Raw genomic sequence first — 25,792 nt, 5'->3', positions numbered from 1 at the left:
TCCCTCCATTATCACCTTGATATATAAGGAGATTCATGCATGTCAATTTTTTCATTTTTGATGATCTTGATCCATAATCGTACCGCGGAAATCAAGACAGTGATGACCACGATCATAAAGAAGGCACAAAGGGCTGCATCTAAATAATCATTGAAGATGACTCGTTTCATTTCCGCTAAATTCGCCGCCGGAGCAAGGACCTCTCCTGCATCATAGGCAGCCTTGAATTTGTCCTTATGCGCCAAAAAGCCAATTGCAGGGTTTTCGTGGAATAGCTTTTGCCAACCCGCTGTCATCGTCGCAATTAATATAAAGGTCGTCGGTAAAAGTGTGACCCATGTGTACGCTTTCTTGCCCATCTTGAACAAGACGGTCGTACCAAGCAGTAACGCAATCGCGGATAGCATTTGATTCGCAATCCCGAACAATGGCCATAGTGTATTGATTCCTCCAAGCGGATCAATGACCCCCTGGTACAGGAAGTATCCCCACCCTAGAACACAAATGGCTGTCGCGATGATGTTCGGCACCCATTTATTCGTTTGCGCAAATGGTTTATAAAAAGTACCGATAATATCTTGAATCATGAAACGGCCCACCCGGGTACCGGCATCAATCGTCGTCAAGATGAACAGTGCCTCGAATAGTATCGCGAAATGATACCAAAACGCCATCAAGGAAGCACCCCCGACTACTTGTGAGAAAATATGCGCCATCCCAATCGCAAACGTGGGAGCTCCTCCAGTACGGGATAATATCGTTTCCTCCCCGACATCATCGGCAAGGTCCGTAATCATATCAGGCGTCAAGACAAATCCCCAATCAGATATCGTCGTCGCAACCTGAGCCGGCTCCGTCCCAATGACAGCACCCGGACTATTAATGGCAAAGTAAATACCCGGTGTTAATACGCAGGCCGCTACCATCGCCATGATGGCCACGAATGACTCAGTCAGCATGGCTCCATATCCGATTGGACGTGCATGGGATTCACGTTCGATCATCTTAGGCGTCGTACCCGATGAAACGAGCGCATGGAATCCAGACACCGCCCCACATGCAATCGTGATGAATAAAAATGGGAATAGGTTACCCGAGAAAACCGGCCCCGTTCCATCAATGAACTGCGTGACCGCAGGCATTTCAAGATTAGGCATGACGATGAAGATGCCTAGTGCAAGAGCGATGATCGTACCGATTTTCAAGAAGGTACTTAGATAATCCCGCGGAGCCAAAAGCATCCAAACCGGTAGCACAGAAGCAACAAAACCATACACAATCAAGAGGATGGCAATCGTTTCACCTGAGTATGTAAACATGGGAGCCAATGTTGCACTTTCCGCTACAAAACGTCCGAAGTACAAAGCAAGCATCAACAGGATAATCCCGATGATGGATCCTTCCCCGACTCGTCCAGGCCTGATATACCGCATGTAAACACCCATAAGGACGGCAATAGGTATGGTCGAAGCAATCGTGAACATCCCCCAAGGGCTTCCTACCAAGGCCTTCACGACTACTAGCGCAAGCACGGCCAATAAAATGACCATGATGCCAAAAATCCCTAGCATGGCAATGAATCCTGTGACGGGACCGATTTCTTCTTTTATCATTTCACCAAGCGATTTACCATTTCGGCGCATCGATCCGAAGAGAATGACGAAATCCTGTACCGCACCGGCCAAAACGACACCCACCACAAGCCATAGCGTGCCCGGCAGATACCCCATCTGTGCCGCTAAGATAGGCCCTACAAGTGGCCCTGCCCCAGCAATCGCTGCAAAATGATGACCAAACAGTACCCATTTATTCGTCGGTACATAGTCCTTACCATCATTATTCAATTCAGCTGGAGTCTTACGTTTATCATCAAGCTCGAATACTTTCTGTGCGATAAATTTACTATAAAAGCGATAAGCAATCGAATAGACACAGAGAGCAGCCGTAACAATCCACATAGCATTAATGCTTTCCCCGCGATTTAAGGCGACAACACCGAAGCTCACGGCTCCCAACGCAGAGATGATTCCCCAAAGAATAACTGATTTAAGCGCTTTCATTTTTTTCATCTCCTACCCCATTGTATTTACTAATTATTGTGCCTGAACGTTTTCCACAGCCTCCTTAAAACGACTAAACAACGTTAATTTTGTATATATTCTGAATTATATGTCATTTTATGGTTAATAAGCAATAGGTTTTCTTCACTAGCCGAAATTAATAGCACGGCATGTACCGTTACGATTTTTTCAGACTACCCAGACTTCCTCCCCCTACGTCCAGACTCCGTTTTTAACGTTTATTTCCATACTACCTATTTAATTCCTATCGCCTATTCCGCTATAATAAAAAGGAAAGTTTAGCCATCACCTGAGCTGATGAACGAATGGGAGGTATGACAATGGAATTTTTGACCGTTGGACAATTGTCTAAGCGAGCGAATGTGACGATAAGAACCATCCGTTACTATGACCAGATTCAATTATTAACGCCTGAATACAGGCACGCCAATGGCCGCAGATATTACTCGGCCAATGACCTGAAGCGACTTGAGAAAATCTGCCTGCTTAAAGCCCTTTCTTTTTCATTGGACGATATCAAAACCGTATTGAATAAAGAATCCTTCAAAGAATTACTTCTCCAGCACCAACAACAAATACAATCCGATATAAAAGAAGAGGAAAATACATTAAAGAACATCCAGACTTTATTAAACAGTATCGAAATCGAAGGAGAATTCAATTGGGAGTTACTGCTTCCATTATTCAAAAGAAAAGAGCATAATCGAGGGTCACACTTCAACGAGGAAGAACAGAAAACCATCAATAAACTACCCAAAATGGAACAAAATGATATCAGCATGAAGCAATGGATCAATCTCATGAAGAGAATCGAATGGTCCCTTGAAAAGGGCGTTTCCCCCTTATCGGAAGAAGGACGGCTCATTGCCGAAGATTCCCTCCTGCTGTCCGAGTTGGTATTTCAGGGAAACAAAGAGCTTGAGGAGAAATTCTGGGAAATTCGAAAGTCCAAGGAAGGATCCGCTTCCGCAGGTTTGTATCCGATAAACGAAGATGTGCTGACCTTCTTGGATGAGGCAATTGCCTCGGTAACGGAATGTACCCCATAGGTTCCAGTTTTTTGGACCAACTAAAAAAAATGTGCGCCAAGAGGCACACATTTTTTTTCATCCCGTGTGATTTCCATTTAAGGAACCGCGATGAAGTTCAGCATAGAAACCTTTTTGCTTCAATAACTCGGAATGGGACCCTTTTTCGATGATTCTCCCCTCATCCAATACCAGTATTTGATCGCTTTGCTGAATCGTATTCAGTCGATGCGCAATGACGAAACTTGTTCGCCCCTTCATCAATCGATGTAACGCCTCCTGTATTTTGATTTCGGTGATCGTATCAATACTGCTTGTCGCCTCATCCAAAATCAAAAGAATCGGATCGGCTAAAATCGCCCTCGCAATTGAAAGGAGCTGTCGTTGCCCCTGGCTGATTCCACTGCCATCTTGGGTCAAAACCGTATCATATTGATTGGGCAGTTTCATGATAAAGGTATGTGCATTGGCAAGTTTGGCCGCTTCCACTACCTCCATATCCATGGCTTCCAAACGGCCATAACGGATATTTTCACGAATTGTTCCTTGAAATAGAAAGGAATCCTGTAAAACGAATCCCATATGTTTACGGAGGCTCGCCCTCGTTACGTGTTGGATATCTTGTCCATCGACCAGGATCCTGCCACTGTTCGGTTCATAAAACCGGGCGAGCAGATTAATGATCGTCGTTTTACCCGCACCGGTCGGACCGACTAATGCAATGGTCTCTCCTTTTTCAGCATGGAAACTAATATCGTTGATTGTTTGATCGTCATCATCATAGGAAAAGAACACCCCTTCGAAATCAACCTCTCCACAGATGTCCCGTAGTTCACCCGCATCTTTCTCATCCACGCCCTCTTCCTCTTCATCCAGGATCGAGAATACCCGCTCAGCACCAGCGACAGCCGAAAGCAGGGTATTGAACTGGTTAGCCAAGTCATTGAGCGGACGCGTGAATTGCCTGGAATACTCGGTGAAGATGACAATCACGCCAATGGTGACCCCACCCATTCCTTCCAAGGCCAAATAGCCACCGACAGCAGCAATCACGATGAAGCTTAAGTTATTCAATAAATTCATCAGCTTCGGTATCAATCCCGAATAGGATTGAGACCAATAACCGGCTTTTTTCAAGTTCTCACTGCGGGTGATAAAATCACGAATCACTTTTTCTTCCTGTGAAAAGGCCTTCACGATGCGCTGTCCGGAAATTGTTTCTTCAATGAATCCATTCAATTCACCCAGGTTTTTCTGCTGTTCCTTGAAAAGCCTGCCTGTCCGGTTCGTAATCCATTTCAACCCAAAGAACATAAGCGGGACAATGAAAAGGGTTAGAATCGTCAGTAATGGACTCAAATACAGCATGACAGCCAGTGTCCCAACAAGAGTCAGGACGCTTGAAAAGATTTGAATGACCGAACTGTTCAATGTAGAGCTGACATTTTCAATATCATTCGTGACCCGGCTCATCAGTTCCCCATGCTGGCGACGGTCAAAAAAGGGAATCGGCAGCTGCTGGAGCTTCTTGAACAGCTGGTTGCGCATCAGATAAACCGTATCCTGGGCAATCCCGATCATCCAATAGTTTTGTAGCCACATGGACAGTGAATAGAACACATAAACCGCAAGGAGCCCAAACAGCAGATTGATCAAACCATCGCTGTCCTTCGTGACGATATAATCGTCGATGGCCATTCCGACAAGAAATGGACCAAGCAGTCCTAACACTGAACTGACCAGGACCATGAACAGGACCATGACGAGCATACTTCTATTCGTCGTTAAATAAGGGAGGATCCGTTTGACCGTGCCTGCAGAATTGGACGGCTTTTTAGCGGGAGACGTTTTTCGTTTCATAGGAAATCTCCTCCTCCCCATATTGTGATGCAACGATTTTCCGATAAAGGGCATTCGTTTTACTCAACTCATCATGCTTGCCTTCCGCGAGTACCTCGCCATCTTCAAGCAATAAGATTTTATCGGCTTTCATCGCTGTACTTATTTTTTGCGTAATGATGAGCGTCGTGCACGTATAGGATTCCAATGCCGTAAGCAGCCTACTTTCCGTATTTAGATCCAAGGCGCTTGTGCTGTCATCCAAAAGGAGGATCTTCGGCCTGCGGACCAATGCCCTCGCAACCGATAGCCGTTGCTTTTGCCCACCTGAGAGATTCACTCCTTTTTGTCCTAGCCGCGTTTCATATTGCTTTGGCAGTCTCATTACCGTTTCATGGATTTGGGCATGTTGGGCCGCTATCATGATTTCCTCCAGTGACGCGTCTTCTTTCCCCCAGGCGATATTGGTCTGGATGGACCCGGAAAATAGCATCGCTTCCTGTGGCACGTAGCCAATCCTTTTTCGGAGTGAGTCCAGAGGAATGTCCCTCACATCCTGTCCATCTATCGTGATTGCTCCACTCTCCACTTCGAATAAACGTGGAATGAGCTGAAATAGGGAGGTTTTCCCCGACCCAGTCGCACCGATGATCGCGAGAGTTTGTCCCGCTTCGACGGTGAAATTCAAGTGTTTCAATACCTGTTCATCTCCGCCAGGATAGCGGAATGACACATCCTGGAACTCGATATGCCCCTCTTTGATAAGGTCCCCCCTGCTTTCCACCCTACCATCATCGAGATCAATGGGCGTCTCGAAAATTTCGGTCACGCGGTCCGCTGACGCTTTTGCTCGGGACAAGACCATGATCAACCAAGAAAAGACCGATAAGGAGCCTGCGATTCTTGTGGCATAATTGACAATCGCCACGACTTCCCCGACCTTGATATCTCCCGTCGAGATATAGCCGCTACCGAACCAAAGGACTACAAGGATCGCCACGTTCATGACCAGCATCAGCACGGGCATCGTCGTTTCAATCAAGCGAAGCGATTGGACGGTCTTCTTTTTCAATTCATCGTTTGCCCCGTCAAACCGGCCGATTTCATGACCCTTACGAAGAAATGCTTTGATCAACCTCATCCCAATCAAATTTTCCCGCATGACACTATTGACGTTATCCAGCCTTTTTTGGACAAGTCGAAACAGCTTTGCCGCACGTTTCATGACCCATCCCAGGAACAGCACGAGAACGGGAATCGAAATGATCAATACAAGGGATAACTTCAGATTGACCGTTATCGCCATGATTGTGCCCCCAATGACAATCAGCGGTGCCCTTGCCATGATACGCAATCCCATAAATACCGTATTCTGAAGCTGCGTCACATCATTCGTCATCCGGGTGATCAAGGAAGAGGTCGGGATGTTGTTTAAATTGGCAAAAGAAAAGGCCTGGATTTTGCCGAAGAGATTTTTCCTTACTTCATGTCCAAAACTTTGGCTCACATGAGAAGCTGTAAAGGAATTGACGATTCCGCCAAGGAAAGAAAATATCGACAGGCCGACCATGATCGCTCCCCACTTTATCACGACGGAAAGGTCTTTTTGTAAAATGCCATCATCAATGATTTTTGCAATGAAGAGTGGCTGTAATAGCTCAACACCGAGCTCGACTAACATTAAAAATAAAGCAAGAGCGATGAAGAGACGATATGGTTTAAGGAACGAAAACAGTTTTTTCATCTACGACACCCTTCAATCTTCATATGTAGGTAATATTTTTATCTTTTCATTATACATTTTTATACAGATTTAATAAAAGAATTAGCAAGCTTGGTTAGCATTGGAAAAAGTTTTTTAATTTTTTCCGAGATCCTCTTGACAAAAAACAGGAAATAAGAGAAAATTCTAATTGATAATGATTTTCAATTTCATTATCGATCTCTGAAATTTGTTAAGTACTACGATAATTTCTTATCGTACCCATTTGATATTGTACATAGATACAATGTCGCCCCGGTCTCTCTGTGCCTAGTAAAAATTATATGCTTAGTTGCGAATGCAAGTCACTAGAATATTGCCCCCTCTTTATTCAAGTCAGTTTATTCAATTTAAAGCATATTAGGCATCCGGGGTCCTTTTTTTTCAAAAAACATCCCTATACATAGATCATTAAGAATAAGGAGAAATACAAATATGAAACTAGAACAAATCATAAAAGAACGACGGAGCATCAAACGATTCAAGGACCAACCCGTTCCCCTCGAAACCATTCAATCACTTTTGGAAACTTCCACGTGGGCACCCAATCATAAAATGACCCAACCGTGGCGATTCGTCGTTGTTCACGGTGACAGCCGCGTGAAGCTAGCAGAAGCGACACGGGCCTTTATGGCAGGTAAAGAAAAGGATCCGTCAAAGAAGAAAGAAGCCGGTCAGCGTGGGTACAATAAACTGAACGGCGTTCCGATGTTCGTTGCGGTCATCATGGAGGAAAACCCGAATCTCATGACCCGCGAAGAGGATTATGCAGCCACGAGCGCCTTGATCCAGAATTTCAGTTTACTTGCCTGGGAACAAGGAATCGGCATGATTTGGGAAACGTACGGCATGATCCACAGCCAAGAATTCCGCGAAGCCTTAGGCGTAAAACCCGGGGAGAAAATCGTAGGAAGCCTGCACGTCGGATACCCGGACATGATTCCTACGCCCCGTCCGCGTACACCAATAGATGAACTGCTCACCATAATGGATTGAATCGGGAGGAGCCTCCAAGCTTATTGGAGGCTCCTTTTTCAACCCGTTTTTGTCTTTTATCGGTCAAATTAAGTCCTTTATCAGTCAAACTGGACTTTTTATCAGTCAAGTCGTCCCATTTATCGGTCAATCCCTGCATTATATCGGTCTATTGGAAAAACCTCATATGGGGCTTTTCCTGTTTATAATAATCTAGTCTTTCCTTTAGCGTTCCCGTATGGAATTCGAACTTATGGCCATCCAAGTCAGTAAAATAGATGGATTTATTATCACGCTTATTTCTCTCTCTGCCGCTAAGAATATTCACCTGTAAACGCTCAAGCCGGTCCTGGATGCCTTCAAAATCCTTTTCGGTAATGGAAAATGCGACATGCGTATACGATTCTTTTATTTCGTTTCTCGGAATATCCTTTTCCAGATTAAGAGCCAGCCATATCCCATTCAGGTCGAAGTATGCCGTTTGGTTCCCTTTCACTAACAATTTCGCCCCAAAAACGGCCTGATAGAATTCAATGGACTTCTCTAAATCCGAAACGGAAAATAATAAGTGATTCAATCCTTGAATATGGATGACCATCCTCCTCCCTTTTCGCACAAATAACCTCTTACACGATGGCCGGGACCTTGATTTTCAATATGAATTCCTCGTTCTTATATGTGAAATCCAAATGGCCTTGATGTTTCTTTACGATATCATAGATGATTTTCGTTCCCATTCCTTCATGTTCCCCACCCTTCGTCGTTTGGCCATGTTTCTCAAACATGGTATCCAAGATGGAGTGAGGAATCGCCAGGCAATGATTGGTGCAAGTCAGAATGTAGACCCCACTTCGTTTGTAAAACTGAAGCGTGACATGAGCATTATCCCCTTTTTCTTCCTGCCATCCTTTTGCCGCTTCCACTGCATTGGCAAGCACATTCCCAATCAAGGCGACAAGGTCCTGGTCATAAAAAGGGAGGGACGAGAGCGGCACATCGAAGTGATAGGTCATCTGGATCCGTTCTTCCTTGGCCTTACGGAACATTTGATGCAGGATCCCGGCGACGACCCCTTTTTCTCCTTTAATGGATAGATTCGTTTCTTCAAAGCCATCCACCAACTCATTCATATATTCTTTCGCGGCAGCCATCTCGTCCTGCTCCATCATAAACTGCAACGCTGATACATGTTTCAGGAAATCATGGCGCTGACTGCGGACCACCCGGAACGTTTCATTGACCTGCAACCGCTCCTTTTCCATTCCTTTTTGCTCTCTTTCTAGACGATCCCCCATTCCAGACATATGGAGGCGGACCGTTTCGATTCCTATAAAAGTCGCAGCTAAACCTAAGTACGAAAGGGAGGGTGGCATGGAAAAATAGAGAAGAATGACGACAAGCTGCATGCCCCATAGAGTTCCTTCCATATAGATTCCTAGGGAAGCTTTTTTATATAAGGGGCGGAACTTGAGGTAAAGTCCCATGCCAATCAGACAAATCAGAAGGATGACTATCGAAGGAGAGATCTGCCAAGGTAATAGTCTAATTATTTCGTAGAGATGCCATACCCCCAATATGGCTATAATGAATGCATGCATAGTTTTCACACCTTAAAAGTATTGGACTTGCAGGAAGTCCACCCTTTCCTTCGTGATCATCGCCTGTTCCTCGATCCCGTCAAAGCTGACGACATACGAGTTTTTGGCGTACAGTGAAAAGTTCTTCACAAAATGAATATTAATGATGAAAGAACGGTGTGAACGGATAAAGTCCCTTTCCCGCAGTTCTCCCTCCAATTCATTCAATGTTTGATAGGTTTTGATAGGACCGTTTTTAGTATGTATGGTCGTTGAACGCCCTGAACGTTCAATGAAAATAATGTCCTTCTTCTGCAAAATATGAATATCATTTTTCTGTTTTATAAACAGCCTTCCCGCCACTTCAGCGGTTCTTGACTTTTCCCGGAACCGTTCGATTGATTTGATGAGCCTGTCTCTCGAATAGGGCTTCATGATATAGTCATGCACATTGAGTTCAAAGGCATGGACGGCGTACCCGCTCGTACCTGTCACGAAAATGACCGCTATGTTCAATGCATGGGAATGGATGATGTCGGCCATTTCATATCCGGACAAGTTAGGCATTTCGATATCCGCAATCAGCAAATCTATCGTTTCCTGTTTGATCTGCTCATACGCATATTCAGCGGAATCCGTGGAAAAAACCAATTCGATGCCAGGCATTTGGGCCACGATCCCATTCAACTTATCCAAATCAATCTTCCGGTCATCCACAAGGCCTACCTTCATCTACAACTCTCCTTCTCTGAAATTACCTTTATTTTACCATCAAAATATGGAAAATCGATACTTTCGCGACATAAAACGGCACTTTCGCGACATAACTACAGATTCCCCTCTCCTTTATTTGTATGATTGAGTTAACCAAAAGAGATGTAGGAGGTTAGAAAAATGATTGAAATACATGAAGTCACAAAAACATTCCAAGATAAAAAAACATTCATCACCGCCCTTAAACACGTTTCCCTTACCATCGGAAAAGGCCAGATTGTCGGATTACTTGGAGAAAATGGTGCCGGAAAGACCACGCTGTTGCGTTCGATTGCCACACTCCTGACACCGACAGAAGGGTCTATCAAAGTGGCCGGATTCGATACATTGGATCATCCCAATGAAATCAAGAAAAAGATCGGTGTCCTGTTCGGTGGGGAAACCGGCCTATACGACCGCTTAACCACGCGTGAAAACCTCGCCTATTTCGCCACTCTGTACGGTTTGAGCAAGCACGAAACTAAGGTGAGGATAGAAGAACTGGCCGTCATGTTCGGGATGAAGGATTATCTCGATCGTAAAGTCGGCGGATTCTCGAAAGGCATGCGCCAAAAAGTGGCCATATCGCGGACGCTCATCCATGACCCAGAAATCATCCTGTTTGACGAGCCGACGACAGGACTCGATATCACTTCATCGAATGTATTCCGCCAGCTTGTTCTTCGGCTAAAGAATCAAGGCAAAACCATCATATTCTCAAGCCATATCATGGAGGAAGTGACCCTGCTATGCGACTCTGTAGCCATGATGCACAAAGGGGAAATGGTGTATGAAGGCCAGTTAGAATCTCTATATAAGGAAGAGAATAGCCGTGATCTAAATTATATATTCATGTCCAAACTTGTAAGGGGGAATCAGCCTCATGTTTCTTAATATGTATATAAAAGAGTTGAAGGAAGCTTTACGGGACCGCCGGACGCTATTATTAAGTGTATTTCTTCCCATCCTTTTGTTGACGGGACTGACGTTATTTTATGAGAGCATGATGGCAACGGATGAAGAGGAAACCCATACCCTTGCTGTAGATCCATCATTCACGACGGACGCCAAATCACTACTGAAGGACTTCCCTCAAATTGATGTCCAATCGTTCAAGAATCCGATAGACGCTGTCCAAGACGGAAAAGCCGCTGCTGCCCTACAGGTTAGTGATAAGTTCATGGAGCAAATCAAAAAGGGGGAACAAGTCACATTCAGCCTTTCAGGTGACTCCTATAGCCAAGATGGCTCCTTCGTCCTTTCACAAGTCGAGTCAGCCTTAACTCTCTTTGAAAAACAAATCATCCAGGAGCGCTTGCAATCGATCAATGTGGATACTAACATGATCAGCCCGCTAAAGGTCGACTTCAAAGAGGCCGGGATAGATAGCGATAATGGTGCCTCCTTGAGCATACTATCGCTCTTTCTCCCCATGATCATCACGATGGCAATCAGTACGGGTGCCTATCCGCTTGCCTCTGACTCATTTGCCGGGGAAAAAGACCGGAAAACGATGGAAGCTTTACTTATGACACCAGTTAGCCGGGGAAAGATCCTGCTAGCCAAATGGCTGACGATCTCTTCCATCGGCGCACTGGCAGGAATCGTCTCGATCCTTGTCGTCACCTTGGAACTTATGTTTTTAACGGAGGAATTGAAAAAGGGCTTTCATTTCGGTAGCGACCTATGGTTGATTCTTCCTACCGCCCTACTGATCACCATTTTATTTTCTCTATTCATTGGCGCCCTGCAAATGTCAGCCAGCATCATATCCAAAACCGTGAAAGAGTCGCAGAACTACCTATCGCCGATTACGATGCTCGGTGTCCTGCCTGTCCTATTCCTAGGAGGCACTGGCCTGCACGAATTGACGACCAAGCATTTCTTGATTCCATTCTTCAATATATTCGCCCTTTTTAAGGAACTGCTTTACGGCGTTATCGACTACCAGAATATCGTACTGACAGCAGGTAGCCTTATCGTCTCCATTGCCATCTTTTTCACTGTATCAAGACTATTATTCTTGAAAGACAAATGGGTATTGAATTAAGTAAAAGACGCGCTGACCTACCAGCGCGTCTTTCTTATTCAAATCGGATCCTCCGTATGCCCAGTAATAAAAACACGAGTCCGAATAACAGTAAGATCGCGATTGATTCAATAGGGAGGGACCCATTGCCTGCAATATCCGTCAACCCCTTCATGGCCCACCTCTGAGGCAGGAACTCCGCCATCTTCTGCATAAAGGCGGGCTCGATTTCCAGTGGCCAATACACACCGGCAATCATGCAGGTGGAAATGACGACGAGGTTTCCGATTGCAGACTGTTGCTCGACCGTTTTTACAAAGCCCGAAATCATCAGGCCCAGGCCTACAATCGCGAACAACATGGCAGAAACGAGAAGCACCAAATAGATGGGATTTCCCCAGCTAACATCAAAAAAGATAGAAGTCGCCAGCATCAAGATTCCAAATTGAATCCAGCCAATCATGAAAAAGGAAAGTAGGTAACCGAAAGCTATCTCAAAACGCGAGGCCGGGGTGGACAGTAAACGGTACCATACGCCGTTACTTCTCGCCTCTAAAATCGTACCCGTGACACTCATCATCGTAATCATCAAAAACATGATGGAAAACCCGGAAGCGCTTCTCGATAAACCGCCCTGCTCATTAACCCGGCCTCCACCTAGGGTAACCTGTTTCAGACCTGATTCTTCCGTATCCGATTCCGTTCTCAGTTTTCCATATAGTTTTTTCCAGTCTTCGCCGCTCTGTTCACTCCAAACGAGGGAGCCGTTCATTTCAATATTCAGTTTCGAAAGCTTATTTGAAAGATACCCGGTGATCGTTTGACTCGTGGTGAACTCGGGAATATGTTCAAACCGGACATTGGGAAGGTCCCCCTCCAACATTTTGGCTTCGAATCCCTTACCGACATGAATGACTCCGACGATCTTTTTATTATCAAGATCCGTGAGCGCATCCTGGTTAGAACCCTTTTCCAAGGTGAACAGGGCATTCTTCTCATGCAATTCTTCAAATAGCGATTTCGATAACAAGGACTTATCTTCATCCACGAATGTAACCGCTAGCGGATCTCGATCATCCGATCCCATTAAGGTACCGAATAAAAGTGTAAAAATAAGAGGCATAGCAAACATGATAAGATAGCTCTGCCGTTCCTTAAAGACCCGCTGGATTTCAAAGCTGCAGATGTTCCAGATTTTTCTCAAGCATATCTCCCCCTTAAGCGCCAAGCACCAATCAGCATGGATACAAGCCCTATTAGCCCCAAAACCGAAAACGGCAACAACAGTCCACTCCAGCCCACGCCGGACATGATGTCCAAGAAACCGGTCAGTGCCCAATTATTCGGCGTTAGTGCTGCAATGGTTTTAAGCCGCTCAGGAAACGCATAGATTGGCAGCATCGACCCTCCGACGATTGCGAACAGTTGGATGCCGATCCCGCTGATCAAGTCAGCTGTCTTCTCTCTCTTGATGAAGGCGGCCAACAACATGGACAGACCCGCGACGGCGACGGAATACATGAACCCGAACGCCACCACCTGGCCTCGGCTTTCTCCCCAATTGACGTTGAAGAAGAGAGAAGTGGCTACGTAAAAGAGCAATAATTGAATGAATGCGAAATAGAGGGTGCCCAAGAACTTCCCGATAAGGATTGAATATTGATTCATCGGGGCACTGTTCAATCTTGCCAGCGTGTCTGTATGACGTTCCTGGATCATGGATTTGGCTCCCAGAGTCACATTAAAAAGCAAAAACATGACCAGCATCGCGGCCGCATAATACTGCATCGACGAAATGGATGTTTCGCCGACCGATTGATTCCCGACTTCCATGTCCACCTTTCCACTTTCCGTCAACTCCATGGATACTCGCTCTGCAGTTTCCTTGCCAGCGCCTTCGCCCGTAGCGACTGCTTGTGTCTGCGTCGCATTTTTCATGACAGCCTCAGATGTCTTTGAAATCGTCTGTACCCGCTCGGTAAAAGAAGAGATGATCGATTCGACGACCGTCGCTTTTAGTTGAGTATCTTGATTCGAGTAAAGAACGGCCTCATCAAGGTTTGCACCCCATTCAGCCGGGATAAGGATTCCAACTTCAACTTCCTCCTTTTTCACCATTTCTTTAAGCTTCTCTTCACTGTCTACCGTTTTTAGTGTAAGGAACTCCGTCTTTTCTAAGACATCTTGCTTCAATGCATCGGCCATCGGGTCTTTTTTATCCACGTACAGCCCGACCGATGTTTCCCGAAACCCTTCATCTCCACCAAAGATATCCTTCAAAGCCATCCCTAAAATCAACGTCAAGATTAAGGGCATAATCAGCATGGTCATGAAACCTCGCCTGTCCATGGCCCGTATCTTAAAATCCTTCCATGCAATCAGAAAGCTCTTCATTCTCCACCCCTCCTAATCCCGTAGCGATTTCCCCGTCAATTGAAGGAAAAGACTCTCTAAATTCGGTTCCTTCCTTTCAAAGGACAGCACTTTAACAGTGGACTTCACAGCAGAAGCTATAATATCAGAGACGATATTCGGGTGATTGGTCACCATGACTTCTAGTGTGTGTGTTTCTTCATTGATCACGACTCTATCCACATTCTCCATCCCTTCCAATTCCTTAAGCCACATACCATTGAGGGTATCGACCTGTAGTTTGATGAATATTCCCTCCGCCAACGTGTCACATAAGGATTCTTTCTTGCCGAGCGCAATGATTTTCCCTTCATCGACGATGGCGATCCGGTCGCAAAGGTGCTCGACTTCCTCCATATAGTGACTGGTATAAATCACCGTCATCCCTTCCCTATTCAACCGCTTCACCGTTTCTAGAATATGGTTGCGCGATTGCGGATCGATTCCGACCGTTGGCTCATCCATGATCAGTAGCTCAGGCTCATGCATTAAAGCGGCTCCGATATTCAGCCTTCTTTTCATCCCGCCCGAGAAGGTTTCGACTTTATCTTTGGCCCTATCCAACAACCCGATGATTTCAAGCACAACCCCTGCCCTTTGTTTCCCTTGTGCCCTCGTCAGTCCCTGCATCCTTCCCCAGAACAGTAAATTATCCTGTGCGCTCATCGTCGGGTACAGGGCAATTTCCTGTGGAACGATTCCAATTTTCTTTTTAACGTCCCTTGGCTGTTTTTTCACCGAAAGACCATCGATAAGGATGTCTCCCGAGTCATAAGGCAACAACCCGCAAATCATGGCAATCGTCGTTGACTTACCTGCTCCATTTGGTCCCAACAAACCGAAGGATTCCCCTTTATCCACCGAAAAAGAAACATCCTGTACGGCCACATGCTTCCCGTATGATTTCCTGACCTCTTTCACCTTTAACACGATACATTCCCCCTCGTATGACGCTTCCCCCTAATTCTATGACCAAAGTAAAAAAAAACCATCTGCCTCAAGGAAGAATTCCATAAAAAAAATGACCTTCGTCTATGCCGAAAGTCATCTATCTTGGATGATATGGAAGTTTCACTCTGTAAACGTAGTGACCCCATATCGTACGGCAAAAACGGCAGCCTGGGTGCGGTCACGTAATTCAAGTTTGGAAATGATATTGGAAACATGGTTTTTCACGGTGCCCTCCGTGATGCACAAAGTGGCTGCGATTTCCTTGTTACTTTTTCCATGGCCAAGATCCCGAAGGACATCATATTCCCTGTTTGTTAAATCACCAAGGACAGCAGGCGATTCACTCGCTTTCCTTTCTTTTTCGCTCCTTAACTCTCGAAGCATGTGTATGGTGATTTCCGGGGGCAGCACCACCCCACCTGATTGAACGGTCCTGATGGCATTTGCAATCATGTCCGCTGACATGTCCTTCAGCAAATACCCGCTCGCCCCTTCCTCCAATGCTGAGAAAATGAGGGCACTATCTTGAAACGTTGTAAGCATCAGCACCTTTGTATGGGGAAGTTTTGATGTAATCAACTTTGTCCCTGCCACACCATTCGTCTGTGGCATCCGGATATCCATCAACACAATATCCGGTTTCATTTCCACTGACCGTTCATAAGCCTCCATGCCGTTACTTGCCACGCCAACCACTTCCAGTTCTGGACGCAAATTCAACAAAGCCGCCAAACCGTCACGGATGAGCGGCTGATCATCAACCACCATTACCCTTATCATCACGTTCCTCCTATCGCCCATTTTTTCTCGTTTAACGGGAACTCTGCGGTCATATGGAACCCTTGGGCTTCCTTGCTTCCATATGACAACACCCCACCCATTTCATTAATCCGGTCTTGCATCGTCTTCAACCCGAACCCTGGAATGATAAGGCTTGCACCCTTGCCGTTATCCTGGATCTCAACCCTCACCATTTCCGGAATGCAGACCAGCCTGATTGAACTAACCGTTGCATTTCCATGACGTTTTGCATTGGTTAGACTCTCCTGAATCACACGGATGAGTGTTGGCTGAAGGGTATGGGGAATATGGCTGGAATCCCCCGAAAGTTCTACAGTCGATTTCAGGCCTGTCGATTGGTGAAATTCATTCAGCAACCTATTCACACTTGTCAGGAAAGCCGTCTCGTCTTCATTCAATGCCTGAACGGAATAGCGAACCTCCTCCAAGGCACCCTGGGCCAAATCCTTGCAAATATTCATCGTACCCTTCGCCTTTTCCAAGTCATGGTCAATCAGTTCATAAGCTAGCTCCATCTGCACGAATAAGGCTGTCATCTTATGTCCCACCGTATCATGTATCTCCCTTGCAATCCGGTTTCTCTCTCTGATTTTTGCCGTTTCCTCTGCCTGAAGGGAATATTCCTGCAACCGTTTATGGGCCACAGACAGCTCTTCATGCGCCTCATTCAATTGTAAGTATTGCTCATTCACCACATCACTGGCCTCAGTGAGTTTCCGGATCAAATTGCCGACTACAGACGTAAAGGCGACAAATGAGAAACTCATGAGGTTATCCATGATATCCAGCGTACCTGTTTGTAAATAGGCCGAAACCATAACCAACCCCCATAGGAATACAAAAAACAAGCCAAATATCCTATGTTTCTTAGACTCCGAGACAAGGATAAACACAGTAATCGCAACGACACCGACTAGAATCATATAAAGGGTAGTCTGGGGGAACAAAAATCCATATACAAAACTGAGGATGCCATCGAAATAGACGATTCGGAGATCATGTTGAATTGAATCCTTATAAAAAAGCAAATAATGATTCAGGATAAAACCAATAGCGATCAAGATGAGCAGGCCTTTTACATATGGATTGGAATCCGGAATCCTCCAGTAATACATAAAGCTGATCATCAAGAACATGACAATCCGTAGATTGACTAACCACCCCATACCGTCCGCCCTCTTTCCTTCTCTCTTCTACCATCATGCCTAAATTATGGTAGAAAATAAAGAGCTTATTTTTCCGAAAACGAAAAAACCCCCCTGTTCAGGAGGGTCTCATATTCTCTTATTCTTAAAAGAACTCATGATATAGCGCCTGGATGGCCGTCTCTTCGCTATGACCCTTCACACCGAACATCATGCTCACTTCGGAAGAACCTTGGTTAATCATTTCAATGTTGACCTTAGCATCGGCCAACGCTTTCGATGCCCTAGCCGTTGTTCCCACATTATGACGCATGCCTTCACCGACGACCATGATCAAGGCCAGATTATGTTCAACAATGACTTGATCGGCATGAAGCTCCTGCTTAATGCGCGAAACAATTTTCGCCTCGGCCTCTTCACTCATTTGATCTTGACGGAGGATGATCGTGACATCATCAATGCCAGATGGGGCATGTTCATAAGATACACCGTAATCTTCAAGAATATGAAGCAATTTACGACCGAATCCAACTTCACGGTTCATCAAGTATTTATTAATGTAAATACTGCAAAACCCTTTGTCACTCGCAATCCCTATGACGGGCCCATTCATATTATCACGGGTACTCACAATCCTTGTCCCCTGTGCACTCGGATTGTTCGTGTTCTGTATATGTACTGGAATACCAGCACGGAATGCAGGGATTAACGCTTCATCGTGAAAGACCGAAAAACCGGCATAAGACAGTTCTCGCATTTCCCGATACGTCAATTCACGTATTCCCTTCGGATTGGACACCACATGTGGATTCACTGCGTACACGGCATCCACGTCCGTAAAGTTCTCATATAAGTCTGCCTTGACGCCATTTGCAAGAATCGAACCCGTAATATCCGATCCGCTCCTTGAAAAGGTTAAAACATCCCCATCCATTGTATATCCGAAGAATCCGGGGAATACCACGATACCCGGCTCCTCACGAAGTGCATATAAACGCTCATATGATTCAGGAAGCACCTGTGTATATCCGCCCTCATCCGTCACAATCAAGCCGGCTTTCATCGGGTCCATATACTGAGCCTCTACCCCACGACTCCGAAAATAGGCTGAAACCAGCTTCGCATTATTATCTTCTCCGCTCGCCTTCAAGGCATCCAAATAACGCTTCGGTTTACTCTGGTCTGCATGCAGCAGGCTATATAAATTGTCACGTATCTCCGCAATGACCTCTCCTGGAATGTCTAACTCCTCAGCAATACTCGCATATCGAGAAACGACATCTTCTATTAAAAGCCCACCATCATCCCCATGCAACTGGCGTTCCGCAGCGGCAATCAGTAAATCCGTCACCTTTATATCATCAGAATTGCGTTTCCCTGGTGCTGAAACAACGATGACTTTTCTCTCTGGATCTGAAACCACAATTTCGAATACCTTCTTCAATTGTTCTCCCGACGCGAGTGAGCTCCCGCCAAACTTTGCTACTTTCATCCCGACAACCCCTATTTTTAGAAATATTCTGTCAAAATCAACTCTCCCTATTATTACGCTTTTTTACGAAACAATCAAGGATTAATTCCATTATATGAGGACATATGTATTTTTGATAAAGACAATTCGAATGAAATTTTCATGATGGTTAAATTGCCTTATCCTATCCGCCCAATTTAAGTTCTAAACATAAAAAAGCTTCCCGAAAAATCGAGAAGCTAAATCATTAAAGCCCACATTTCACTTACCGATTATCCACAGTTTCTGGATACAAGTCATGGTTCATCAACCGGTAACTCGCCATTTCTTCAAACTTCGTCCCTGGTTTTCCATAGTTCGTATAAGGATCAATGGAAATGCCACCCCGTGGAGTGAACTTGCCCCAGACCTCAATATACTTCGGATCCATCAATTCGATTAAATCATTCATGATGATATTCATGCAGTCTTCGTGAAAATCTCCATGATTGCGGAAAGAGAACAAATACAATTTCAACGACTTGCTTTCGACCATTTTCACACTCGGAATGTAGCTGATATAGATGGTCGCAAAATCAGGCTGCCCCGTAATCGGACATAAACTCGTAAACTCCGGGCAATTGAACTTGACGAAGTAATCCCTGTTCGGATGCTTATTATCAAAGGACTCCAAAATCTCCGGTGCATAATCAAAGGAATATTGTGTACCCTGGTTTCCTAGTAGGGTGATATCCTTTAATTCTTCTTCTTTTCTTCCAGACATATAAACGTCCTCCTCTTCCACGTATCCAGGGAGGTTCATAATGGGGCCTCTACACAAATAAAAACCATATCTCCTTAAAGATATGGTTGATTCGCAAAATATCAAGCCATAGTTTTTTTAAGAGGGTGATGCTATGAACCTCTCCCGTTTATCGGGAATTCATTTGATTTTATCATGTGTAAATATAGTAGATAAACTCAATTCTGTCAATATCAAACTTTGAAACTTTCTTATCTTAAGCTAGAATATATAAAGAGTTTATCCTAAATGAAGGAAGAGATTACAGCCATGTGGATTTTTGCAGCCCTCATCACCAGTTTTTGTTTCGGCATCAATAACAGCATTTTCAAATGGAGTGGAACAAAGGGCCATTCCAAAATACATATCCAGTTCTTCTTTTATTTTGTTGCTTTCATTCTATCCATTATGTATGGTGTGCTCGTCGATGGGCTGAACCTGAATTGGGTCTCCATCCTGCTAGGTGCGGCAATCGGGGTCCTCAATGCTAATGGGAATATCCAAATGGCAAGTGCCTTTGAAAAAGGCCCGGCAAGCCTGACTTCCCCTTTAATCGCGGCGAATACCATTTTCCCGATTCTCTGTGCAGCACTCATTTTTCATGAGCACATTTCTCAGTTGCAATGGAGCGGCGTCATCTGTATGTTGCTCGCCACCTTGATTATCCAGTACACGCCAAATGCCAAAGGGAATCATCAGTATGTCCCTTGGATGATGCATACCTTATTTGCCATCTTCTCCTTTGGCGTACTCGGCATCCTGATGACGACAACGACACGCCTTCACCTGAGCTCCCTTGATATTCTGGTATCCATGTACGGAGGAGGAACGGTTTACCTCATGGTCGCGATGGGCATTAAACATGAGAAAATTAAATCTAAAGAAATCAAGATTGGTTCCTGTGTAGGCCTCTTGAGCGTGATCGGATACGGCTGCTATTTCTTCGCCCTGAATACCGGCATAGCAAGCATCATCTTTCCAGTCGTCAGCCTCAACTGCCTGATCGTCGTATTCGCTGGTTGCTACCTATTCAAAGAAAAACTAAAAACCTACCAAATCGCCGGCGTCTTCGCAGCCCTGATCGGAATCATCCTAACCAAAATCTAAAATTCAAATCCCATTCCCGAACCACCTTGGGAAATGGGGTCTGACCCCTTAACCAATTGTCATGAACCCTGTTGTACCAAGCATATTTCACTTGAATGAATTCTGGGAAATAGGGTCTGACCCCAAAAAGTGTTGACATCTCATTTGATTTATCAGATAATTATGAATATTAAATATTTTAGAGAGCAGCATAGGCTAAATGTTTGATTGCCCGGTAAGAATGGGTATATAGTAAGTGTGTACTTTGAAGGTACCATGATAAAGAAAGGAAGATGGAAAATGGTTAAAGTTACTGTGAAAGTGGATTACAATGGAAAGTCATATCAAACGAATGTTCTTGCAAAACCAGGTGCTAATGAGCAAGAAATTTTTCAAACGGCGCTTCATCAAGTCGAGAAACAGTGGAAGGAATAAAAAAGCAGGCATCGCCTTAGATACCTGCTTTTTTTATTGCCTTTTTTTATGAAACTTCAAAGAATCCTATCGAATGTATCCCCTTACCCTACTATATGAAATTACCCCGAACAAACAAAAAAAGAGCGCCTTTTGAAGGACGCCCTCTTTTGATTAGATTCTCTTACAAGTAACCCCAAGTCATAGCTAGTAAAGTACCAAAGACCGTGAATAATGCAATGAACATACCGTAATAAACGTTTACGTAAATTGCTTTTCCATCTTTCGTTTCACCAGCATGCATGAATACAACAAGCTGAAGACCTGCTTGTATAAATGCAGTAACAAGAAGTACCGTCATACCAACTGGGAATGACATATCAAAGAAGTAAACCGCAATAGCCACTGCAGTAAGAATCATTGAGAATACAAAACCCATTACTTGTTTTCGTGGGAACAATTCAGACATTATGAGATCATTCCTTTCAGATAGATGAAGCTAAAGATAAAGATCCAAACTACATCTAGGAAATGCCAGTATAGAGAGAAGATAAACGATTTATTAGCTGTTGCCGGAGTCAATCCGCGCTTTTTAACCTGAAGGATAATGAACGTTCCCCAGAATAAACCAGCAGTTACGTGAGCTCCATGTGTACCTAGTGTTGTCATCAGCATAGCTGTGAAAGCACTAGTTTGTAATCCTGCCCCAATATGAACATAGTGCATAAACTCGTAAATTTCAACGCATAAGAATCCTAGGCCTAGCAAAAGCGTGATAGCAAAGAATGTCATCATCGCTTTCTGTCTGCCAAGACGCATGGCGTGGATACCAAGACCGATAACAAAACTACTTGTTAAAAGTAAGATTGTTTCAGCTAGAACTGGAGTGATTTCAAAAATCTCCACTCCAGGTCCTCCAGCAGTACGATCCTGTAATACGAAATATCCAGCAAATAGTGTAGCGAAAAGCATAATTTCAGCACCAAGGAAAATCCAGAAACCAAATATCTTCAGACTATTCTCTTCAGTACTATATTCAAGTGGCAGCGAGTTATCAATTTTCATTATTTAGCACCTCGCAATTTTGATTCTGTCTCTTCAATTTCTTCAACTGAAATGTAGTGACCATGATCTTCCTCGAATGACCGAAGCGCCATACAAACAAAGATCGCGATTGTTGCAACGATAGCAGGAATCCAAAGTGCAAATATGAATGAGAAGCCCCAAACAAAGAAAATCGCACTCATGATGATCGGCATTCCGCTATTATTAGGCATATGAATTTTTTCGTACTTGCCTGGGAATAAGTCATGTCCCTTTTTCTTAGCATCCCAAACAGGTTCAATTGAATTAACCTGTGGTAATACGGCAAAGTTATATTCCGGTGCAGGGTTATGAGTAGACCATTCAAGAGAACGAGCATCCCATGGATCTGAACCGATGTTTCTTGGAGAGTAACGTACGCTGTAGTACACGTTATAGACGATTACTACAAAACCTACAGCAAGTCCTGCTGCACCAATGAATGAAATCATATTCATCAACCCGAATCCAGTTGATTCAGAATATGTGTACATACGACGTGCTTGACCATCTAATCCACTGAAGAACATTGGCATAAAGGCAACTAATGTACTCATTGTAATGATCCAAGCTGAGATCTTACCAAGCTTTTCATTTAACATGAAACCGAACATTTTTGGCCAGTAGAAATGCAGACCAGCTAGCATCGCGAATACAACACCAGGAATAATAACCATATGGAAATGGGCTACCAAGAACATTGTATTATGGTACTGGTAATCGGCTGCTGACATACCAAGCATTACCCCAGTAACACCACCGATAGTAAAGATCGGTAAGAATAGTACTGAATAAATCATTGGAGTGGTAAATGTAATCTTACCTTTCCAAAGCGTGAACAACCAGTTGAATATCTTAACTCCGGTTGGAACAGCAATCGCCATCGTTGTGATAGAGAAGATACTGTTTGTAAGTGCTCCTTGACCCATAGTAAAGAAGTGATGCACCCATACTAAGAATGAAAGAAGCGAGATAAGAACCATTGAAGCTACCATTGATTTATAACCATATAGGTTACGTTTGGCAAAGGTTGAGATAACCTCACTATAAATACCGAATGCCGGCAAGATTAAGATATAAACCTCAGGATGTCCCCAAACCCAGAAGAAGTTGGCCCAAAGCATATCCATACCGCCACCAGTTGTTGTAAAGAAGTGGGTTCCGAATAATCTATCCATTGTTCCCATGATAAGCAACACTGTTAATACAGGGAAAGCGAAAACAATGATTAAGTTAGTGATTAAAGCTGACCAAGTAAACATTGGCATTTTCATCAATGTAATACCAGGTGCTCTCATTTTCAGGATTGTAGTGATGAAGTTAATACCCGTCATCAATGTACCAAGACCTGAAATCTGAAGAGCGAACATGTAATAATTCGAGCCTACCGACTCACTGAAGTCATTACCTGCTAGTGGGAAATAAGAAGTCCAACCTGCATCAGGAGAACCACCGACTACGAATGAAATGTTTATTAACATCGCACCCATAAAGAATAACCAGAAACTTAGTGCATTTAGACGTGGGAATGCTACGTCACGTGCACCGATTTGAAGCGGAACAACGATGTTCATGAACGCCATGATAAATGGCATTGCCATGAATATGATCATTACGACACCATGTGTCGTGAAAATTTCATTATAATGCTGTGCATCTAAAAGAGTGTTATCTGGTACGGCAAGTTGTGCACGCATCATGATAGCATCTGCGCCACCGCGGAAAAGCATGGCTAAAGCAGCAATTATATACATGATACCGATACGTTTATGGTCAACCGTTGTTAACCATTCACGCCAAAGATAACCCCATTTTTTGAAATAGGTCAAACCAGCAATTATGGCAAGCGTAGTAAGACCAATGGCAACCATCGATGCGTAAATCGCAAGACTTGGATGAGGTACGGCAAATCGATCAAAGAATTCCATACTATCGTGACTCCTTTTGGAAATTTATTGTTTACCCTGTAAGGTTAGTTGTATAACTAACCCCACATCTTAATGATTGCTATGTTCTTCGTGCTCTTCGTGCTCTTCGTGTGAATCATGTCCTTCGTGTGAACCTTCGTCTGATCCATGATCATGTCCACCATTTTCACCCTCAGGAGCAGGACTGAATTCTAGATGAGTTCCAGTGTAAGTGGATGTACCAAGATGACCTGGTTCTAATAACTCATCGAATTTATCTTCTGTAAGAGGTTTAGCAGTTTGATGCACTTCATCTACCCATTCATCAAACTCGGCTTCAGGCATTGCTGTAACGTTGAACGTGTTCTCAGCGAATCCTTTACCACTAAAGTTTGCGTTTCTACCCATGTATTCACCTGGTTCGTCAGCTGCTAGGTGCAGAGTGTTAACCATGTCGCTCATTGCGTATTTTTGACCACCAAGTTGTGGAATCCAGAAACTTGTGATTGGTCCATAAGAGTAAAGTTTGAATTCAAGCGGACGGTCTGTTGGAATGTATAAATAGTTAACCGTTTCAATATTTTCTTCTGGATAACTAAAATGCCATTTCCAGTTAGATGTTGAAGCGTAAACAACCAAAGGCTCTTTATCTTCATATCCTTCAGGTGTTGCCTCTACTTTATAGTTACTTTGAGTAGAAACAATAGAAAGGAAACCTACAATTAAAATTGGAACACCAACACAAATTGTCTCTACTAGTTTACTTCCTTCAATATGAGGCGGTTCGTAATCCTTACTTTGTTTAGAAGCTCTGTACTTGACTAACATATAGATTAAAATTCCAAAAACGACTAGAACGATAATCGACATTAATCCAATAGATAACATTATGTCCTTAGCTTGCGTTTCAGCTTGAGGCCCTTTTGGATCTAAGACCATTAATGGTTCGCAGCCTGTTAACACTGTGGCAACAGTAAAAAGGATGGTTAAAAAAGCCCACTTTATTTTCATCGTGCTACCCCTCTCTTAGTATAATATATTTGACATTGGTAATTATTCGGAGAAAACATTTACCAATCTTTAAACCTCTTATTCTCATATCTTAGTTCCAAGTGGAAAAAAAGACAATATGAAATGAAGAATGTCATAAAAAGTTCATTTAAAAACCGTAAATATGTGGTAAATGAGCAGTTATATTGTATTATTTTTTTCTTATGCCCTATAATAAATCCTTATAATGAAAAACGAGACAGCTTCCCAAAGTACAGGATTGTCCCTACCTATGTCTATTTTATTTTATATTAATATAGTGAAATAAACAATTGTAACATTATACATCATGGGGAAATATGCCTCAAAATCACCTCTAATGTTAAATATTTCACAATATTAGTAGGATAATATGTCTAATCTGGTATAAACATCCTTTTTCTTCACTTACTTATTTTATTCTGATATAAATTATTGTAAGTGTTTTTCCCTTAGCCATTGTGGAAACTAAAAAATCATACTTTTTTATCATTACCTGCATACAGTTTTTTTAAAGTAAATAAGCGTTTCTTCTATTGAAGAAACGCTCTACTCTCCTAATAAAAAAGAAGAGGCTGTCTAATAAGTCCCTAAAATAAAACAGGTGGAGAAAAACGAGTTGTTTTTCTCCACCTGTTTTTCTATTTCTATAATAATTTACTGAAAGT

The 25,792-nt window shown here is 43.7% G+C and carries 23 protein-coding genes; 6 read left to right on the top strand and 17 right to left on the bottom strand.

Annotated features, from left to right (window positions below; translation table 11 throughout):
* Positions 1 to 11 precede the first annotated feature (11 nt).
* Entirely contained in the window at positions 12 to 2,060 is a 2,049-nt protein-coding gene (locus ACQKL0_RS16135) for a carbon starvation CstA family protein (RefSeq protein WP_427688599.1), read from the bottom strand.
* A gap of 341 nt (positions 2,061 to 2,401) precedes the next feature.
* Between ACQKL0_RS16135 and ACQKL0_RS16130 the strand changes: the two genes are divergently transcribed.
* Positions 2,402 to 3,130 carry a MerR family transcriptional regulator gene (locus ACQKL0_RS16130; RefSeq protein ID WP_427688597.1) on the top strand — a complete coding sequence of 243 codons (729 nt, stop codon included), beginning with the start codon at positions 2,402 to 2,404 and terminating at the stop codon, positions 3,128 to 3,130.
* Between the two features lie 57 nt (positions 3,131 to 3,187).
* On the opposite strand, the gene ACQKL0_RS16125 is transcribed toward ACQKL0_RS16130, so the two are convergent.
* Entirely contained in the window at positions 3,188 to 4,969 is a 1,782-nt protein-coding gene (locus tag ACQKL0_RS16125; protein ID WP_427688595.1) for an ABC transporter ATP-binding protein, read from the bottom strand.
* Positions 4,944 to 6,692, bottom strand: coding sequence for an ABC transporter ATP-binding protein (locus ACQKL0_RS16120; RefSeq protein WP_427688593.1), 1,749 nt, complete (start codon positions 6,690 to 6,692; stop codon positions 4,944 to 4,946). The genes ACQKL0_RS16125 and ACQKL0_RS16120 overlap by 26 nt, the downstream gene beginning before the upstream one ends.
* Positions 6,693 to 7,145: 453 nt before the next feature.
* Here ACQKL0_RS16120 and ACQKL0_RS16115 point away from each other — a divergent pair, with 453 nt between their 5' ends.
* On the top strand, positions 7,146 to 7,706 hold the full coding sequence (locus ACQKL0_RS16115) for a nitroreductase family protein (protein ID WP_402958494.1): 561 nt from the start codon (positions 7,146 to 7,148) through the stop codon (positions 7,704 to 7,706).
* 148 nt (positions 7,707 to 7,854) lie between these two features.
* On the opposite strand, the gene fosB is transcribed toward ACQKL0_RS16115, so the two are convergent.
* The 3 genes from fosB to ACQKL0_RS16100 are packed head-to-tail and all read right to left on the bottom strand — an operon-like array spanning position 7,855 to position 9,994.
* On the bottom strand, positions 7,855 to 8,283 hold the full coding sequence (gene fosB / locus ACQKL0_RS16110) for a metallothiol transferase FosB (RefSeq protein WP_427688591.1): 429 nt from the start codon (positions 8,281 to 8,283) through the stop codon (positions 7,855 to 7,857).
* A 28-nt stretch (positions 8,284 to 8,311) separates the two neighbouring features.
* Positions 8,312 to 9,283 carry a sensor histidine kinase gene (locus ACQKL0_RS16105; protein ID WP_427688590.1) on the bottom strand — a complete coding sequence of 324 codons (972 nt, stop codon included), beginning with the start codon at positions 9,281 to 9,283 and terminating at the stop codon, positions 8,312 to 8,314.
* Positions 9,284 to 9,295: 12 nt separating this feature from the next.
* The gene (locus ACQKL0_RS16100; RefSeq protein ID WP_427651461.1) at positions 9,296 to 9,994 is read right to left on the bottom strand and encodes a LytR/AlgR family response regulator transcription factor; all 699 of its coding nucleotides are present in this window, start codon (positions 9,992 to 9,994) and stop codon (positions 9,296 to 9,298) included.
* Positions 9,995 to 10,156: 162 nt separating this feature from the next.
* On the opposite strand from ACQKL0_RS16100, the gene ACQKL0_RS16095 reads away from it, so the two are divergent.
* Positions 10,157 to 10,909, top strand: coding sequence for an ATP-binding cassette domain-containing protein (locus tag ACQKL0_RS16095; protein WP_427688588.1), 753 nt, complete (start codon positions 10,157 to 10,159; stop codon positions 10,907 to 10,909).
* Positions 10,899 to 12,065 (top strand): ABC transporter permease, encoded by a 1,167-nt coding sequence (locus ACQKL0_RS16090; RefSeq protein ID WP_427688586.1) that lies wholly within the window; start codon positions 10,899 to 10,901, stop codon positions 12,063 to 12,065. Before ACQKL0_RS16095 ends, ACQKL0_RS16090 begins: the two co-directional genes overlap by 11 nt.
* 34 nt (positions 12,066 to 12,099) lie before the next feature.
* Here ACQKL0_RS16090 and ACQKL0_RS16085 read toward each other — a convergent pair whose 3' ends face one another.
* The 7 genes from ACQKL0_RS16085 to queF form a co-directional block, all read right to left on the bottom strand.
* The gene (locus ACQKL0_RS16085; RefSeq protein WP_427688584.1) at positions 12,100 to 13,248 is read right to left on the bottom strand and encodes an ABC transporter permease; all 1,149 of its coding nucleotides are present in this window, start codon (positions 13,246 to 13,248) and stop codon (positions 12,100 to 12,102) included.
* A complete protein-coding gene (locus tag ACQKL0_RS16080) occupies positions 13,245 to 14,438 on the bottom strand; it encodes an ABC transporter permease (protein ID WP_427688583.1) in 1,194 nt (397 codons plus the stop codon). Before ACQKL0_RS16080 ends, ACQKL0_RS16085 begins: the two co-directional genes overlap by 4 nt.
* A 12-nt stretch (positions 14,439 to 14,450) precedes the next feature.
* Positions 14,451 to 15,386, bottom strand: a complete 936-nt coding sequence (locus tag ACQKL0_RS16075) for an ABC transporter ATP-binding protein (protein ID WP_427688582.1) — start codon at positions 15,384 to 15,386, stop codon at positions 14,451 to 14,453.
* A 141-nt stretch (positions 15,387 to 15,527) separates the two neighbouring features.
* The gene (locus ACQKL0_RS16070) at positions 15,528 to 16,187 is read right to left on the bottom strand and encodes a response regulator (protein ID WP_402872008.1); all 660 of its coding nucleotides are present in this window, start codon (positions 16,185 to 16,187) and stop codon (positions 15,528 to 15,530) included.
* Positions 16,187 to 17,374 (bottom strand): histidine kinase, encoded by a 1,188-nt coding sequence (locus tag ACQKL0_RS16065; protein WP_402872011.1) that lies wholly within the window; start codon positions 17,372 to 17,374, stop codon positions 16,187 to 16,189. The genes ACQKL0_RS16070 and ACQKL0_RS16065 overlap by 1 nt, the downstream gene beginning before the upstream one ends.
* A 124-nt stretch (positions 17,375 to 17,498) precedes the next feature.
* A complete protein-coding gene (locus tag ACQKL0_RS16060) occupies positions 17,499 to 18,845 on the bottom strand; it encodes an aspartate kinase (RefSeq protein ID WP_402872014.1) in 1,347 nt (448 codons plus the stop codon).
* A gap of 244 nt (positions 18,846 to 19,089) precedes the next feature.
* A complete protein-coding gene (queF, locus tag ACQKL0_RS16055; RefSeq protein ID WP_402872017.1) occupies positions 19,090 to 19,587 on the bottom strand; it encodes a preQ(1) synthase in 498 nt (165 codons plus the stop codon).
* Between the two features lie 267 nt (positions 19,588 to 19,854).
* On the opposite strand from queF, the gene ACQKL0_RS16050 reads away from it, so the two are divergent.
* Complete coding sequence (locus ACQKL0_RS16050) at positions 19,855 to 20,712, top strand: EamA family transporter (RefSeq protein WP_402872020.1); 858 nt, start codon at positions 19,855 to 19,857, stop codon at positions 20,710 to 20,712.
* A 279-nt stretch (positions 20,713 to 20,991) separates the two neighbouring features.
* On the top strand, positions 20,992 to 21,126 hold the full coding sequence (locus ACQKL0_RS16045; protein ID WP_402958509.1) for a BA3454 family stress response protein: 135 nt from the start codon (positions 20,992 to 20,994) through the stop codon (positions 21,124 to 21,126).
* A 163-nt stretch (positions 21,127 to 21,289) separates the two neighbouring features.
* Here the strand turns inward: ACQKL0_RS16045 and qoxD are convergent, their stop codons facing one another.
* The 4 genes from qoxD to qoxA form a co-directional block, all read right to left on the bottom strand.
* Positions 21,290 to 21,574, bottom strand: a complete 285-nt coding sequence (gene qoxD, locus ACQKL0_RS16040; RefSeq protein ID WP_402872024.1) for a cytochrome aa3 quinol oxidase subunit IV — start codon at positions 21,572 to 21,574, stop codon at positions 21,290 to 21,292.
* The gene (gene qoxC, locus ACQKL0_RS16035; protein ID WP_402872026.1) at positions 21,574 to 22,170 is read right to left on the bottom strand and encodes a cytochrome aa3 quinol oxidase subunit III; all 597 of its coding nucleotides are present in this window, start codon (positions 22,168 to 22,170) and stop codon (positions 21,574 to 21,576) included. The genes qoxD and qoxC overlap by 1 nt, the downstream gene beginning before the upstream one ends.
* Entirely contained in the window at positions 22,170 to 24,116 is a 1,947-nt protein-coding gene (gene qoxB / locus ACQKL0_RS16030; protein ID WP_402872029.1) for a cytochrome aa3 quinol oxidase subunit I, read from the bottom strand. The genes qoxC and qoxB overlap by 1 nt, the downstream gene beginning before the upstream one ends.
* Before the next feature lie 69 nt (positions 24,117 to 24,185).
* Positions 24,186 to 25,106 (bottom strand): cytochrome aa3 quinol oxidase subunit II, encoded by a 921-nt coding sequence (gene qoxA, locus ACQKL0_RS16025; RefSeq protein ID WP_402872032.1) that lies wholly within the window; start codon positions 25,104 to 25,106, stop codon positions 24,186 to 24,188.
* Between the last annotated feature and the right edge of the window lie 686 nt (positions 25,107 to 25,792).

Origin of the sequence: Peribacillus sp. NPDC097264, assembly GCF_050277925.1 — a bacterium.
Taxonomy (GTDB): Bacteria; Bacillota; Bacilli; order Bacillales; family DSM-1321; genus Peribacillus.
This window is presented reverse-complemented; position numbering and strand designations above follow the sequence as displayed.

Excerpts from the sequence above, each read along its gene's own strand:
- qoxC (WP_402872026.1), bottom strand. The coding sequence starts at position 22,170 with ATGAAAATTGATAACTCGCTGCCACTTGAATATAGTACTGAAGAGAAT.
- qoxB (WP_402872029.1), bottom strand. The coding sequence starts at position 24,116 with ATGGAATTCTTTGATCGATTTGCCGTACCTCATCCAAGTCTTGCGATT.
- queF (WP_402872017.1), bottom strand. The coding sequence starts at position 19,587 with ATGTCTGGAAGAAAAGAAGAAGAATTAAAGGATATCACCCTACTAGGA.
- ACQKL0_RS16130 (WP_427688597.1), top strand. The coding sequence starts at position 2,402 with ATGGAATTTTTGACCGTTGGACAATTGTCTAAGCGAGCGAATGTGACG.
- ACQKL0_RS16135 (WP_427688599.1), bottom strand. The coding sequence starts at position 2,060 with ATGAAAGCGCTTAAATCAGTTATTCTTTGGGGAATCATCTCTGCGTTG.
- ACQKL0_RS16070 (WP_402872008.1), bottom strand. The coding sequence starts at position 16,187 with ATGATAAGGGTAATGGTGGTTGATGATCAGCCGCTCATCCGTGACGGT.
- ACQKL0_RS16115 (WP_402958494.1), top strand. The coding sequence starts at position 7,146 with ATGAAACTAGAACAAATCATAAAAGAACGACGGAGCATCAAACGATTC.
- ACQKL0_RS16125 (WP_427688595.1), bottom strand. The coding sequence starts at position 4,969 with ATGAAACGAAAAACGTCTCCCGCTAAAAAGCCGTCCAATTCTGCAGGC.
- ACQKL0_RS16095 (WP_427688588.1), top strand. The coding sequence starts at position 10,157 with ATGATTGAAATACATGAAGTCACAAAAACATTCCAAGATAAAAAAACA.
- ACQKL0_RS16050 (WP_402872020.1), top strand. The coding sequence starts at position 19,855 with ATGAAGGAAGAGATTACAGCCATGTGGATTTTTGCAGCCCTCATCACC.
- ACQKL0_RS16060 (WP_402872014.1), bottom strand. The coding sequence starts at position 18,845 with ATGAAAGTAGCAAAGTTTGGCGGGAGCTCACTCGCGTCGGGAGAACAA.
- ACQKL0_RS16065 (WP_402872011.1), bottom strand. The coding sequence starts at position 17,374 with ATGGGGTGGTTAGTCAATCTACGGATTGTCATGTTCTTGATGATCAGC.
- ACQKL0_RS16090 (WP_427688586.1), top strand. The coding sequence starts at position 10,899 with ATGTTTCTTAATATGTATATAAAAGAGTTGAAGGAAGCTTTACGGGAC.
- ACQKL0_RS16120 (WP_427688593.1), bottom strand. The coding sequence starts at position 6,692 with ATGAAAAAACTGTTTTCGTTCCTTAAACCATATCGTCTCTTCATCGCT.
- ACQKL0_RS16045 (WP_402958509.1), top strand. The coding sequence starts at position 20,992 with ATGGTTAAAGTTACTGTGAAAGTGGATTACAATGGAAAGTCATATCAA.
- fosB (WP_427688591.1), bottom strand. The coding sequence starts at position 8,283 with ATGGTCATCCATATTCAAGGATTGAATCACTTATTATTTTCCGTTTCG.
- qoxD (WP_402872024.1), bottom strand. The coding sequence starts at position 21,574 with ATGTCTGAATTGTTCCCACGAAAACAAGTAATGGGTTTTGTATTCTCA.
- qoxA (WP_402872032.1), bottom strand. The coding sequence starts at position 25,106 with ATGAAAATAAAGTGGGCTTTTTTAACCATCCTTTTTACTGTTGCCACA.
- ACQKL0_RS16100 (WP_427651461.1), bottom strand. The coding sequence starts at position 9,994 with ATGAAGGTAGGCCTTGTGGATGACCGGAAGATTGATTTGGATAAGTTG.
- ACQKL0_RS16105 (WP_427688590.1), bottom strand. The coding sequence starts at position 9,283 with ATGCATGCATTCATTATAGCCATATTGGGGGTATGGCATCTCTACGAA.
- ACQKL0_RS16080 (WP_427688583.1), bottom strand. The coding sequence starts at position 14,438 with ATGAAGAGCTTTCTGATTGCATGGAAGGATTTTAAGATACGGGCCATG.